General features: G+C 69.7%; 10 protein-coding genes and 2 tRNA genes. 4 read left to right on the forward strand and 8 right to left on the reverse strand.

The annotated features are described in order from the left end of the window. Positions 1-40: 40 nt before the first annotated feature. Positions 41-2662: a valine--tRNA ligase gene (locus ACWCWD_RS08845; protein ID WP_450771300.1), complete on the reverse strand. Its 2622-nt coding sequence runs from the start codon at positions 2660-2662 to the stop codon at positions 41-43. Between the two features lie 136 nt (positions 2663-2798). Here ACWCWD_RS08845 and ACWCWD_RS08850 point away from each other — a divergent pair, with 136 nt between their 5' ends. After that, the gene (locus ACWCWD_RS08850) at positions 2799-3878 is read left to right on the forward strand and encodes a hypothetical protein (RefSeq protein ID WP_450771302.1); all 1080 of its coding nucleotides are present in this window, start codon (positions 2799-2801) and stop codon (positions 3876-3878) included. 93 nt (positions 3879-3971) lie between these two features. Here the strand turns inward: ACWCWD_RS08850 and clpX are convergent, their stop codons facing one another. From clpX to ACWCWD_RS08875, 5 genes are all read right to left on the reverse strand, one after another. Next, the gene (clpX, locus tag ACWCWD_RS08855; protein ID WP_450771303.1) at positions 3972-5270 is read right to left on the reverse strand and encodes an ATP-dependent Clp protease ATP-binding subunit ClpX; all 1299 of its coding nucleotides are present in this window, start codon (positions 5268-5270) and stop codon (positions 3972-3974) included. A 157-nt stretch (positions 5271-5427) separates the two neighbouring features. Beyond that, positions 5428-6111: an ATP-dependent Clp protease proteolytic subunit gene (locus ACWCWD_RS08860; protein ID WP_390963309.1), complete on the reverse strand. Its 684-nt coding sequence runs from the start codon at positions 6109-6111 to the stop codon at positions 5428-5430. A 91-nt stretch (positions 6112-6202) separates the two neighbouring features. Further along, positions 6203-6808 carry an ATP-dependent Clp protease proteolytic subunit gene (locus ACWCWD_RS08865; RefSeq protein WP_386892301.1) on the reverse strand — a complete coding sequence of 202 codons (606 nt, stop codon included), beginning with the start codon at positions 6806-6808 and terminating at the stop codon, positions 6203-6205. Positions 6809-7201: 393 nt separating this feature from the next. Continuing rightward, the gene (tig, locus tag ACWCWD_RS08870; protein ID WP_450771305.1) at positions 7202-8581 is read right to left on the reverse strand and encodes a trigger factor; all 1380 of its coding nucleotides are present in this window, start codon (positions 8579-8581) and stop codon (positions 7202-7204) included. 148 nt (positions 8582-8729) lie between these two features. Continuing rightward, a tRNA-Pro gene (locus ACWCWD_RS08875) sits at positions 8730-8806 on the reverse strand. A gap of 225 nt (positions 8807-9031) precedes the next feature. Between ACWCWD_RS08875 and ACWCWD_RS08880 the strand changes: the two genes are divergently transcribed. Beyond that, positions 9032-9105: transfer RNA gene (locus ACWCWD_RS08880), tRNA-Gly, on the forward strand. 175 nt (positions 9106-9280) lie between these two features. Here ACWCWD_RS08880 and ACWCWD_RS08885 read toward each other — a convergent pair. Further along, entirely contained in the window at positions 9281-9475 is a 195-nt protein-coding gene (locus ACWCWD_RS08885) for a hypothetical protein (protein WP_327175820.1), read from the reverse strand. A gap of 515 nt (positions 9476-9990) precedes the next feature. Between ACWCWD_RS08885 and ACWCWD_RS08890 the strand changes: the two genes are divergently transcribed. Both ACWCWD_RS08890 and ACWCWD_RS08895 read left to right on the forward strand, forming a co-directional pair. Continuing rightward, on the forward strand, positions 9991-11145 hold the full coding sequence (locus tag ACWCWD_RS08890) for an acyltransferase family protein (RefSeq protein ID WP_450771307.1): 1155 nt from the start codon (positions 9991-9993) through the stop codon (positions 11143-11145). 435 nt (positions 11146-11580) lie between these two features. Further along, positions 11581-12762: a cation:proton antiporter gene (locus tag ACWCWD_RS08895; protein WP_450771308.1), complete on the forward strand. Its 1182-nt coding sequence runs from the start codon at positions 11581-11583 to the stop codon at positions 12760-12762. Positions 12763-12825: 63 nt separating this feature from the next. On the opposite strand, the gene ACWCWD_RS08900 is transcribed toward ACWCWD_RS08895, so the two are convergent. After that, complete coding sequence (locus ACWCWD_RS08900) at positions 12826-13968, reverse strand: PP2C family protein-serine/threonine phosphatase (RefSeq protein WP_450771310.1); 1143 nt, start codon at positions 13966-13968, stop codon at positions 12826-12828. Between the last annotated feature and the right edge of the window lie 213 nt (positions 13969-14181).

Raw genomic sequence — 14181 nt, forward strand, 5'->3', positions numbered from 1 at the left:
CACCCCAGGTCGTCCGGGGTGCGGGGCCTCGTCCGGGCCGTCAGTCCTGCGGCAGGTTCGCCAGCTGGGCGGTGATCCGCTCGATGTCGGCGTTGGCCTTGGCGAGCCGGGCGTGGATCTTCTCGACCACGTTGTCCGGCGCCTTGGCGAGGAAGGCCTCGTTGCCGAGCTTGCCGTGGGCCTGGGCCTTCTCCTTCTCGGCGGCGCCCAGGTCCTTCGTGAGGCGCTTGCGCTCGGCCGGGACGTCGATGGTCCCGGAGAGGTCGAGGGCGACCTGCGCACCGGCCACCGGCAGCGTGGCGGTGGCGTGGAAGCCCTCCTCGGCCGGCTGGAGGCGGAGCAGCTGGCGGATGGCCGCCTCGTGCGGGGCCAGCGCGGTGCCGTCGAGGGTCAGCAGGGCCGGGACCTTCTGGCCGGCCTTGAGGCCCTGGTCGCCCTTGAAGCGGCGGACCTCGGTGACGACCTGCTGGACCAGCTCGATCTCGGCCTCGGCCGCCTCGTCGCGGAAGCCGGAGTCCTTCGGCCAGGCGGCGACGACGACGGACTCGCCACCGGTGAGGGTGGTCCAGAGCGTCTCGGTGACGAACGGCACGATCGGGTGGAGCAGCCGCAGCGTGACGTCGAGGACCTCGCCGAGGACCCGGCCGGAGACCTTGGCCTGCTCGCCGCCCGCGAAGAACGTGGTCTTCGACAGCTCGACGTACCAGTCGAAGACCTCGTCCCACGCGAAGTGGTAGAGGGCGTCGGAGACCTTGGCGAACTCGTACTCCTCGTAGAACCGGTCGACGTCGGCGACGGTCTTGTTGAGGCGGGACAGGATCCAGCGGTCGGTGGCGGTCATCGCGGCGGCGTCCGGCAGCGGGCCGTCGACCGTCGCGCCGTTCATCAGGGCGAAGCGGGTGGCGTTCCAGATCTTGTTGGCGAAGTTGCGGGACGCCTTGACCCAGTCCTCGCCGATCGGCACGTCGGCGCCGGGGTTGGCGCCGTTGGCCAGGGTGAAGCGGACGGCGTCGGAGCCGTAGGCGTCCATCCAGGTCAGCGGGTCGACGGCGTTCGGGTTCGACTTCGACATCTTCTTGCCGAACTCGTCGCGGACCAGGCCGGTGAGGGCGACGGTCTTGAACGGGATCTCGCCGTCCATGGCGTAGAGGCCGAACATCATCATCCGGACGACCCAGAAGAAGATGATGTCGTGGCCGGTGAGCAGGACGTCGGTCGAGTAGAACTTCTCGAGGTCCGGGGTCTTCTCCGGCCAGCCGAGCGTGGAGAACGGCCACAGGCCGGAGGAGAACCAGGTGTCGAGGACGTCCTCGTCCTGCGTCCAGCCCTCGCCGGTGGGCGCCTCGTCGTCGGGGCCGAGGCAGACGACCTGGCCCTCGGGGCCGTACCAGACGGGGATGCGGTGGCCCCACCAGAGCTGGCGCGAGATGCACCAGTCGTTGAGGTTGTCGACCCAGTCGAAGTACCGCTTCTCCATCTCCTTGGGGTGCAGCGTGACCCGGTCGTCGCGGACCGCGTCGCCGGCGGCCTTGGCCAGCGTCTCGACCTTGACCCACCACTGGAGGGAGAGCCGCGGCTCGATGGTCGTCTTGCACCGGGAGCAGTGGCCCACGGAGTGGACGTACGGGCGCTTCTCGGCGACGACACGGCCCTGCTCGCGCATGGCGGCGACGATGGCGGAGCGCGCCTCGAAGCGGTCGAGGCCCTGGAAGGGGCCGGGCACGGTGATGACGCCGCGCTCGTCCATGACCGTGAGCGACTCCAGGTCGTGGCGCCGGCCGATGGCGAAGTCGTTCGGGTCGTGGGCGGGCGTGACCTTGACCGCGCCGGTGCCGAACTCGGGGTCGACATGGGTGTCCGCGACGACCGGGATGGTGCGGTCGGTGAGCGGGAGCTTGATGCGCTTGCCGATGAGGTGGGCGTAGCGCTCGTCGTCGGGGTGGACGGCGACGGCGGTGTCGCCGAGCATCGTCTCGACCCGGGTCGTGGCGACGACGAGGGTCTCGTCGCCCTCGCCGTACTTCAGGGAGACGAGCTCGCCGTCGTCGTCCTGGTAGTCGACCTCGATGTCGGAGATGGCCGTCAGACAGCGCGGGCACCAGTTGATGATGCGCTCGGCGCGGTAGATCAGCTCGTCGTCGTAGAGCCGCTTGAAGATCGTCTGGACGGCGCGGGAGAGGCCCTCGTCCATGGTGAACCGCTCGCGCGACCAGTCGAGACCGGCGCCCAGGCGGCGGAGCTGGCCGAGGATGCGGCCGCCGTACTCTTCCTTCCACTGCCAGACGCGGTCGGTGAACGCCTCGCGGCCGATGTCGTGGCGGGACTTGCCCTCTTCGCCGAGCTGCTGCTCGACCTTGTTCTGGGTGGCGATCCCGGCGTGGTCCATGCCGGGCAGCCAGAGGGTCTCGAAGCCCTGCATCCGCTTGCGCCGGGTCAGCGCGTCCATCAGCGTGACCTGGAAGGCGTGGCCGAGGTGGAGGGCACCGGTGACGTTCGGCGGCGGGATGACGATGGTGTACGGGGGCTTCTCGCTCGTGGCGTCCGCCGTGAAGTAACCGCGCTCCACCCAGCGCTCGTACAACTTCCCCTCTACCTCGGCCGGCGCGTACTGGGTCGGCAGTTCGGGGTTGCTGGCGGTCGCGTGCGTTGAGTTCTCGGTCACGGGGACAGTTTAGGGCTGTCACAGACGTGCCCCGAAACGGGTTTGTTCCGTAACGGTACGCCTGCGGATTCCCTGCTCCGGAGCCGCTTCCGACAGGATGTTCGGAACGCATAAGCATTCTGGAGGGGACAGCGTCATGAGCAACGACCAGCCGGGACCGTACGGCGGCCCGCCGCAGGGCCCGCCCGGCCCCTACGGCCGGCAGCCCGGACCGTACGGGCAGCAGCCGAACCCGTACGGGCAGCAGCAGCCGCAGGGCGGACAGCCCGGCTACGGCTACCCCCAGCAGGCTCCCCAGGGTGTCCCGCCGCAGCAGCCCCCGGCCCCGCCCGCGCAGGGCTACGGCCACCCGCAGGGCCAGCAGCCCGGACCGTACGGCCAGCAGCCCGGTCCGTACGGGCAGCAGCAGCCGGCTCAGCCGTACGCCCAGCAGCCGGGCCCGTACGGGCAGCAGCCGCCCGCTCCCCCGTACGGCGGGCCGGGAGTCCCGGGGCAGCCGGGGGTGCCCCCGTTCGAGCAGCCCAAGAAGAAGCGGACGGGCCTGATCGTGGCGGCCGTCGTCGTGGCGCTGGCCGTCGTCGCGGGTGGGGCGTACCTGCTGACCTCGGGGTCGAACAGCGATGTCGCGGACTCCACCAAGGGGTACAAGATCACGCCGCCGGCCTCGGTGGACGACTACAAGCAGGACACCACGGACGCCAAGCCCGGCGCCCCCATGACCGGCAAGGACAAGACGGACGCCGAGGCCATCGGCATCAAGAACCCCAGCCAGGTCAGCACCACGTACGTGAGCGGCGACCTGGAGAAGAACCCGCTCACCGCGAAGATGCTCCTCCTGGAGGGCAGCTGGGGCGAGATCGCCGATCCCGCGAAGGTCATCGACGCGTCGTTCGCGAGCGCCGCGAAGAAGGCGGAGCTCGGCGGCTCCGACGGAGGGTCGCTGGTCGGCAGCCCCAAGGAGGTCAAGCCGGCCGGGTTCAAGGGCGCCCTGATGAAGTGCCAGGACGCCAAGATGATCAACGACAAGGCCGACGGCACCGCCGCGAACGGCCCCAAGGAAATGACCATGCCGGTCTGCGTCTGGGCCGACTACAGCACCGTGGGCATCGTCATCGGCTTCGACGTCGGCGGCGCCATGACCAACAAGCCGATGAGCCAGGACGAGGCGGCGGCCCTCGCGGCGAAGCTCTACAACACCGGCCGCACCAAGCTCTGACGGCCGCGGAGGTACCAGATCGCCAAGACGCCCGAGGGGCCCGCTCGCACATTCGGTGCGGACGGGCCCCTCGGGCGTTGCTGCGGGCGGGAGTTACGCGGACTTCTCGTGCCGGCCGCCGTCGTTCTTGCCGATCGTGCGCGGCTCGCGCGGGACCAGCGTGGGGTTCACGTTGTTGCGGACCACGTCCGGGGTGATGACCACGCGGGCGACGTCCTTGCGGGACGGGACCTCGTACATCACGGACTGGAGGACTTCCTCCATGATGGCGCGCAGGCCGCGGGCGCCGGTCTGCCGCAGGATCGCCTGGTCGGCGATGGCCTCCAGCGCCTCGCGCTCGAAGTCCAGCTCCACACCGTCGAGTTCGAAGAGCCGCTGGTACTGCTTCACCAGGGCGTTGCGCGGCTCGATGAGGATCTGGAGCAGCGCCTCGCGGTCCAGGTTGTGGACCGAGGTGAGAACGGGGAGGCGGCCGATGAACTCGGGGATCATGCCGAACTTGACCAGGTCCTCCGGCATGACCTCCTGGAACTGGTCGCTCGCCTGGATCTCCAGCTTGGACCGGATCGTCGCGCCGAAGCCGATGCCCTTGGCGCCGGACCGGGACTCGATGATCTTCTCCAGTCCGGAGAAGGCGCCGCCCACGATGAACAGGACGTTCGTCGTGTCGATCTGGATGAACTCCTGGTGCGGGTGCTTGCGGCCGCCCTGCGGCGGCACGGAGGCGGTGGTGCCCTCCAGGATCTTCAGCAGCGCCTGCTGCACGCCCTCGCCCGAGACGTCGCGCGTGATCGACGGGTTCTCGCTCTTGCGGGCGACCTTGTCGATCTCGTCGATGTAGATGATCCCGGTCTCGGCCTTCTTGACGTCGTAGTCGGCCGCCTGGATCAGCTTGAGCAGGATGTTCTCGACGTCCTCGCCGACATAGCCGGCCTCCGTCAGCGCCGTCGCGTCGGCGATGGCGAACGGGACGTTGAGCATGCGGGCCAGCGTCTGCGCCAGCAGCGTCTTGCCGGATCCCGTGGGGCCCAGCAGGAGGATGTTCGACTTGGCCAGCTCGATCGCGTCGTCGCGACCCGAGCCACCGCCGTTCTCCCCGGCCTGGACCCGCTTGTAGTGGTTGTACACCGCGACGGAGAGGGCCTTCTTCGCGGGCTCCTGCCCGACGACGTACCCCTCCAGGAACTCGTAGATCTCGCGCGGCTTGGGAAGCTCTTCCCAGCGCACTTCCGAGGTCTCGGCGAGCTCCTCCTCGATGATCTCGTTGCAGAGATCGATGCACTCGTCGCAGATGTACACACCGGGTCCCGCGATGAGCTTCTTCACCTGCTTCTGGCTCTTTCCGCAGAACGAGCACTTGAGCAGGTCGCCGCCATCACCGATGCGTGCCACGAGGTGCTTCCCCTTCGCCTGGGAGACGCCTGGTTCAGCGACTCCTGGTGCCTCTCTTCGACGGTACCTTGCCTGGCCCCCCGTTCGGGCCCCCCTTGGCACGGTTCACACGGCCGGAGACCGGTCGGATGTGCGTGCCAAGGGGAAAAGACCGACGTCAGACCGCGGCTCCGGCCGAGGTCTTGCGGGTGGAGACGATCTGGTCCACCAGACCGTACGCCAGAGCCTCCTCGGCGGTAAGGATCTTGTCGCGCTCGATGTCCTCGCTGATCTTCTCCAGCGGGGTCGTCGAGTGCTTGGCCAGCATCTGCTCCAGCTGGGTGCGCATGCGCAGGATCTCGTTGGCGGCGATCTCCAGGTCGGAGAGCTGCTCACGGCCGGTCTGCGAGGACGGCTGGTGGATGAGCACCCGCGCGTGCGGGAGCGCCATGCGCTTGCCGGGGGTGCCGGCGGCCAGCAGGACGGCGGCGGCGGAGGCCGCCTGGCCCATGCAGACCGTCTGGATGTCCGGCTTCACGAACTGCATCGTGTCGTAGATCGCGGTGAGCGCGGTGAACGAGCCGCCGGGGCTGTTGATGTAGATCGAGATGTCGCGGTCCGGGTCCATCGACTCCAGGCACATCAGCTGCGCCATGACGTCGTTGGCCGAGGCGTCGTCGATCTGCACGCCGAGGAAGATGATGCGCTCCTCGAAGAGCTTCGCGTACGGGTCGTACTCGCGCACGCCCTGCGAGGTGCGCTCCACGAAGCGCGGCACGATGTAGCGGTTGTCCACCTGCGGGCCGGTGTAGAGGCCGCTCGCGGAGGCGCCGGGGAAGTTGTTCATGTGGGTGTTCACCATCCTGGTGGCGTTCTGTGGGCTGGTTTCTCGGCGCACGTTCATGGCGTACGAGAGGTGTGTGCGGAAGCGGGGCCGTCCGGGGTGAGCCGGATCAGGCGCCGGTGCCGCCGCCGCCCGGGATGCCCGACGCGAACGTGATGATCTCGTCGATGAGGCCGTACTCCTTGGCCTCCTCCGCGGTGTACCAGCGGTCGCGGTCGCCGTCGCGGATGATCGTCTCCACGGTCTGGCCGGAGTGGTGGGCGGTGATCTCCGCCATCCGCGTCTTGGTGCGGAGCAGGTACTCGGCCTGGATCTTGATGTCCGAGGCGGTACCGCCGATGCCGGCCGAACCCTGGTGCATGAGGATGTCGGTGTTGGGGAGCGCGAAGCGCTTGCCCGCGGCGCCGCCGGTGAGCAGGAACTGGCCCATCGAGGCCGCCATGCCCATGCCGATGGTGACGACGTCGTTCGGGATGTACTGCATGGTGTCGTAGACGGCCATGCCGGCCGTCACGGAGCCACCGGGGCTGTTGATGTAGAGGTAGATGTCCTTGTCCGGGTCGGCGGCAAGGAGCAGCAGCTGTGCGGTGATCTTGTTGGCGATGTCATCGTCGACCTGCTGACCGAGGAAGATGATGCGCTCGCCGAGCAGTCGGCTGTAGACCTGGTCGCCGAGGCCACCACCGAGGGACGGCTCTCCGGCGGCGTAGGGCATCAGATTCGTCACGTATCCACCTGCTCGTCTCTGACGGCTCCGGCCGTCTCAGCGTCTTCGTACCGGGTGGGCCGGGACTACCCGACCCTTCCTCTTCATGGACCCTAACGCGCAGGTTGAACAAGACCATCCCGCTTCCACAACTGTTCGCTGGGAGCGCAAGGTACGCAGTGCGCACAAGGGTTCTGAGGGTTCGTCGCGGATGCGCCGGAGCGGCCCGCGGACCCTCGTGCGGGAGCCTACGGGCCCCCGGCGCGGGCCGGGCGGCCGGGGGGTGCGCGAGGGCGCCCCGGGGGGCTGTCGGCCCGTCGTCGTACCGGCTGCGGCGGGTACGACGACGGGCCCCGGACAGCGTGAAGCGTCCGGGGCCCGTCGTGCGGATCAGGGGGAGGCTCAGGCCTCCGTCTTCTCCTCGGCGGCGGCCTCGTCGGAGTCGGCGGTGGCGGCCTCGGCCGTCTCCTCCTCGTCCTCCAGGTCGACGATCTCACCGTTGGTGTCGGTGACCTTCGCGGCCTCGACGACCAGCGCGAGCGCCTTGCCGCGGGCGACCTCGCCGACGAGCATCGGCACCTGGCCACCCTCGACGACGGCCTGGGCGAACTGGTCGGGGCTCATGCCGGAGGAAGCAGCGCGCCGCATGAGGTGCTCGGTGAGCTCCTCCTGGTTGACGTTCAGCTTCTCCTTGTTGACGATCTCGTCCAGCAGGAACTGGGTCTTGATGCCCTTGACGGCCTGCTCCGAGGTCTCGGCCTCGAACTCCTCGACGGTCTTGCCCTGGATCTCCAGGAACTTCGCCAGGTCGAGGCCCATCTGGCCGAGCTGGTGGTGCTCCAGGTTGTGCTTGCGGGTGTTGATCTCGTCCGCGAGCAGCTTCTCCGGGATCGGGACCTCGGCGAGCTTCAGCAGCTCTTCGAGGACGCGCTCCTGGGCCTGGGTGGCCTGGTCGTACTGCTTGGTGTTCTCCAGGCGCTTGCGGCTGTCGGCGCGCAGCTCCTCCAGCGTGTCGAACTCGCTCGCCATCTGGGCGAACTCGTCGTCCAGCTCGGGCAGTTCGCGGGCGGCGACGGCGGTGACCTTGACGGTGACCTCCGCTTCCTTGCCCTCGGCCGAGCCGCCCTTCAGCTCGGAGGTGAAGGTGGCCTCGCCACCGGCCTCCAGGCCCTTGACGGCCTCGTCGATGCCGTCGAGGAGCTCGCCGGAACCGATGGTGTACGAGACACCGTCGGCCACGCCGTCCTCCAGGACCTCGCCGTCGACCTTGGCCTGCAGGTCGATCGTCACGACGTCGCCCTCGGCGGCGGCGCGCTCGACCGGGTTGGTGGAGGCGAAGCGCTCGCGGAGCTGCTCCACGGCCTTCTCGATGTCCTCGTCGGTGACCTCGAGGGCGTCCACGGTGACCTCGATGCCGGAGTAGTCCGGGATCTCGATCTCGGGGCGCACGTCCACCTCGGCGGTGAAGGAGAGCAGCTCGCCGTCCTTCAGCTCGGTGATGTCGACGTCGGGCTGGCCGAGGACATTCAGCTCACCCTCGTTGACCGCCTCGGTGTAGAACTTCGGGAGGGCGTCGTTGACGGCCTCCTCCAGAACCGCACCGCGGCCGAACCGCTGGTCGATGACGCGGGCCGGGATCTTGCCCTTGCGGAAGCCCTTCACCGTGACCTGCTGGTTGATCTTCTTGTACGCCGCGTCGAGGCTGTCCTTGAGCTCCTCGAAGGGCACCTCGATGCTGAGCCGAACCCGGGTCGGGTTCAGGGTCTCCACGGCGCTCTTCACGGTTCGGTCTCCTTGGTGGCTGACTTCGGGGGGTCCCGCCCGCCGCCTGTCGGCGGCTTCGCGGATCGGCCCGGCTCATCAGACACACGGGCACGCAATTTGCATAGTAACGGCAAGGGGGAGGACTCCCCCAATGCGATCTTCCTGGTGGTCGGGGTGGCCGGATTCGAACCGACGACCTTCCGCTCCCAAAGCGGACGCGCTACCAAGCTGCGCCACACCCCGTCGGTGCGACACAGAGGGTACATGCAGAAAGGGCGCCCATCCGCCGCTTTCCGGCGGCCCTGCGGCAGATGACGCGCCCGGGCCTACGGCAGGAGGCGGGGGCGCGCGGCACGGTCCGGCCGGTTCCGTCCCGGCGCACCCCCGGACACGGGTGTGCGGGCACCGGCTCCGACCCGCTACGATGCTCTTCGTACCCGGGGCCGTTCACGGCGCCGGTGCGGCTGTGCGGGCGTAGCTCAATGGTAGAGCCCTAGTCTTCCAAACTAGCTACGCGGGTTCGATTCCCGTCGCCCGCTCCATGACGAAGGCCCGGCGCCGCGTCCCGTGATTCCACGGACGTGACACCGGGCCTTCGGCGTACCCGGGGGCGGCTCGCGCCACCGCCCCGCACGCGCTCGCGCCGCCGGCCGTGGGGACGGCGGTCGGCGGCCCGGCGGTCTTCGGACGCGGGACGAGCGGCGGACCGCTCGCGGCTCAGAAGCTGATCTGGTTGATCGTGTCGGCTATGGAGTTCATGAACCTGTTGATGGCGGGCGCCATGCCCGTCGACGCCAGGAAGAACCCGAAGAGGATCGCGACGATCGCCGGCCCGGCCTTGATGGATCCGCCGCGGATCAGCACCACCAGGATGATCGCCAACATCAGCACCACAGACAGTGAAATGGCCACGACTGCTCACACCCTAGGTCGGTCCGCCTTGCCGGCCCGGGGGCGTGCTCCGTCGCGCGCCCTCCGTTCACTCCATCGTGCCATCAACTCCCGTGATGGCGCCGCCGGGTGACGGATCGACCTGGCTGATTTTCGCCATTTGCGCCCCCCGCACACCTCGGGCCCCAGGACGCACCCGAGGGGCGAAAACCGCACCTGGGCCCGCACGGAAGCGGCGTAGGGCGGCCCCGGCCCGCCACACCCCGCCGGGAGATTCGGTTCCGGCGCCCCCGGCAAGAATTCACTCCCTCCCCACAGGCCACGCGCATTTCACGGAGCCGAGAGGCGACGGGGGCGGGAGTTGGAGAGAGTGCCGTAATTCACGCATCTCAATTCTGGCGCTATTTGCCCGATTTGGGCGACAATTAGACCGGCATAGCGGACATAACTCAAGGGTTTCGGCGTCGAATTGGCGGGCAGGCGCGAGGCTTCCGACGCGCTTCACGAAAAGCGAAAGACAGGTTTAGGTTTTTCGAATGCTTCCTGCTCCGAGCCGTACACAGAGGACCGCGCTCCCGCCGGAGACCCTGGACCCGGAGCCCGGACAGAGATCCGCGGCGACCGCGGCCGAGGCTCCCCCGGCATCCTCGCCGTCCTCGCGGGGGACCGTTCCGGCGGCCAGGAAGCGCGATCCGTACTTCGACAACGCGAAGTATCTGGCCATCGTGCTCGTCGCCGTGGCGCACTCCTGGGAACCGGTGATGGGCGGCAGCAGGGCGGCCCACGCGCTGTACATGATCATCTATACGTTCCACATGCCCGCGTTCATCCTCGTCTCCGGCTACTTCTCCCGGTCGTTCGACGCGAGCCCGGCCCGGATGAAGCGGCTCGTCACCGGGGTCGCGGTCCCCTATGTGGTCTTCGAGACGGCCTATTCGCTGTTCAGGCGGTACGCGGGCGGAGAGCCGCACGCTCCGATCACCCTGCTCGACCCGCTCTTCCTCACCTGGTTCCTGGCCGCCCTGCTGATCTGGCGGCTGACCACCCCGCTCTGGCGGACACTGCGCCATCCGCTCCCGGTCGCCCTCGCCATAGCCGCGCTCGCCTCGGTCTGCCCCGGCATCGGCGACGATCTGGACCTCCAGCGCGTGCTGCAGTTCCTGCCGTTCTTCGTCCTGGGCGTCATGGCCCGGCCCGAGCACTTCGCGTGGGTGCGCCGGCGCCGGGTGCGGCTGCTCTCGCTGCCGCTGTTCGCCGGGGCGCTGGTGTTCGCGTACGCGGTGGCCCCGCACATGCAGCTCGGCTGGTTCTACCGCAGCGACAGCGCCCAGGAGCTGGGCGCGCCCTGGTGGTCCGGAGTGGTGATGACACTGCTGATGTTCGGCTGCGCCCTGCTGCTCACCGTCGGCTTCCTGTCCTGGGTGCCGTCCCGGACGACCTGGTTCACGGCGCTGGGCGCCGGGACCATCTGCGGATACCTCCTGCACGGCTTCCTGATCAGGGGCGCCGAGTACGCGGGGCTGATCGACGAGAACGCGTGGCTCTCCGGCCCCGCGGGGCTGGTCGTCGTCTCCGTCGTCGCGGCCGTGGCCGTGACGCTGCTGTGCACCCCGCCGGTGCGCAGGGTGATGCGGTTCGCGACCGAGCCGGACATGGACTGGGCCTTCCGCCGGAGCCCCGCCACCCGCTGATCCGGCCGGGCCGCCCGGGCCGCGGACCGCCTGGGCCGACGAACCACCTGGGCCGCAGGACCGCAGGTCGGTCCCAGTTCGGGCCAGGGTTGGCCGAATTCATTCGGTCCGGAGGCGATTGATCGACATGGAGACCCGGAAGTCGCCGCACCTGGACACATGTCCCGGCCGGCCCGCTCCCGTACCGCCGCCTCTTCCCCCTCCCGCAGCGGTACGGCGGCCCTCCGCCGCCCTGCCCACCCATCCCTCCCGCGCCCCCGTCCGGACGGCTTCCGGCCCGGTCGGACGCCCGTCAGCTCGTGGGCGCCGCTCGTTCCGAGGTGCGTTCGGTAACGTCCACAGAGGAGATTCTTTGACCTCTTCTTTACCTTCCGTCTCGACTTGTCGACCTAGTGAAGGATCAGGCCCATCGGACACGCCGACACGCTCATCGCCATGGGAGGCGCCTTTCTGGCCGCCGCCCTGCTCGCCCGCGCCGGGGCCAGGATCGGGTTGCCGACCATCCCGCTGTTCATCCTGGCCGGGATGCTCCTCGGTCCGCACACCCCCGGCATCGTGCTGGTGGCCGACCCGCACGATCTGGAGATGCTCGCGGCCCTCGGCCTGGTGCTGCTGCTCTTCTACCTGGGTCTGGAGTTCCACCTCGACGATCTGCGGACCGGCGGCCGCAGGATGGCGGTCGCGGGCGGCGTCTATCTGGCCCTGAACGTCGGTGCCGGTCTCGGCTTCGGGTTCGCGCTCGGCTGGGGGGCCTCGGAGGCCCTGGTCCTCGCCGGGGTGCTCGGTATCTCGTCGTCGGCGATCGTCACCAAGGTCCTCGTGGACCTCGGGCGGCTCGGGAACCCGGAGACCCGGCCGATCCTCGGCATCATCGTCGTCGAGGACGTGTTCCTGGCCCTCTATCTCGCCGCGCTCCAGCCCGTCCTGTCCGGTGCGGACAGCCTGGGTGCGGCCCTGCTGGACGGCGGGAAGGCCTTCGGCTTCCTGGTGCTGCTCGCGCTGGTGGTCCGGTTCGGCACCCGGGCGGTCTCCCGGCTGATCCGCACCGAGGACGACGAGCTCCTGGTGATCTCCTTCCTCGGCGTGGCGGTCTTCGTCGCCGGGGTCTCCGAGTGGTTCGGCGTCGCGGACGCCATCGGCGCCTTCATGGTCGGCCTGATGCTCGGCGGTACCAGCTCGGGCGAGCGCATCCGGAGGCTGGTCCACCCGCTGCGGGACGCGTTCGGCGCGATCTTCTTCTTCTCCTTCGGCCTCTCCATCGACCCGGGCGACCTGACCGGCGTCGTCTGGCCGGTGCTGGCCGCCGTCGCCCTGACCGCCGCGATGAACGTGTGCGCGGGGCTGGCCACGGCGAAGGTGTACGGCTTCGGGCCCCGGGCCGTCGCGAACATCGCCACCACGCTGCTGGCCCGGGGCGAGTTCGCGCTGATCCTCGCCGCCATGGCGGCGGGTGCCGGGCTGAACGAACGGCTGGCCCCGTTCATCGCCGGGTACGTCCTGGTGCTCGCGGTCCTCTCGCCGCTCGCCGCGAGCCGTTCCTCGTGGCTGGCGCGGGTGCTGCCGGGCGGGAAGGCCGACCGGCCCGGGGGCGACGGCCCGGTCCCGCTGTCGGCCTGAGCCGGGTGGACGCACGGTCGGACCCCGCTGCCGACCCGATCCGGTTCGCCCCCGGCGGGAGAGTCAGCCCCGGCGGGAGAGCAGCAGCAGGGCGCGGTCGTCGTTGACGTCCTTCGCGCACGCTTCGATCAGATGCCAGGCCGCGCCCTCGAAGCCGGTCGTGACGTACCGGTCGGCCTCGCCGGTCAGCCGGTCGATGCCGTCGGCGATGTCCCGGTCCGACGCCTCGACCAGGCCGTCGGTGAAGAGCATCAGTACGTCGCCGGAGGCCAGGGAGCCCTTGACCGCGTCGAAATCCGCTCCGTCGTAGACACCGAGGAGCGGGCCCTCGGCGGCCTTCTCCTCCCACTGTCCGGTCGCGGCGTTGAGCTGGAGGGCGGGCGGGTGGCCCGCCGAGAGGATCTCGTAGTCGCCGGACTCCAGGTCCAGCACCAGGTGGATCGAGGTGGCGAACCCCTCGTCCCAGTCCTGGCGGAGCAGGTAGCCGTTGGCGGCGGGCAGGAAGCCGTGCGGGGGCAGCGAGCCGAGGAGTCCGCCGAAGGCGCCGGAGAGCAGCAGGGCGCGGGAGCCGGCGTCCATGCCCTTGCCGGAGACGTCGGTGAGGACGACCTCCAGCGTGCGTCCGCCGTGGGTGCGTGCCGCGACGACGAAGTCGCCCGAGAAGGACTGGCCTCCGGCGGGGCGCAGCGACATCTCGCAGTGCCAGCCCTTCGGCAGCCGGGGCAGCGCGCTCTGGACCCGGATGCGTTCGCGCAGGTCGAAGAGCATGGTGCCGCCGCGCCGCCAGGGCACTCCGACGCGGGCCCGGAACTGGGCGAGCACCAGCCCGAAGAAGCCGCAGGCGCCGACCACGAGCACGTTGCCCGGGGTGACGGTGACGTCGGCCGGGGCCGTACCGAGGGTGAAGGACTCGACGATCAGCGCGCCCGCCGCCACCGCGTACAGGGTGAGCAGGCTGGAGGGGCGGAGCAGCAGGCCGCCGGCGACGATCGGCAGGACCAGGGCGGTGGGCGAGAACCATTCCGGGTTCCACACCGTGGCCACCGTGAGGGCCGGGATCGTCAGCAGCAGGCCCGCGAAGGCTATCCAGTCGGACCCGTCACCGCGGAAGTAGTCGACCCCGGACCGGCGCAGCGCGATGCGGGCCCGGTGGGCCGTTCGCCGCCACCGGGCCACGTGCGCGTTCACTCCGTCACGAGAGGCCATTGTCGGGACCTTATCGACCGAACGGCTCCCCGTGCAGGGGGACCCCGGTCGGCGGCGGTACGAAATAGGGTCGCCCCGCCGGTGGAGAGGCTGGTAGGCGTGGCGTACGCCCCCGGAACGGAGCGGGCCGGAGCATCCGGGGCGGGCGCCGGGTGCGACCTTGCCGGAACATGCTTTCGATGGGGTGGAAGCGCGCGCAGCGGGGTACGCGGC

This window comes from Streptomyces sp. NPDC001493 (assembly GCF_053597235.1).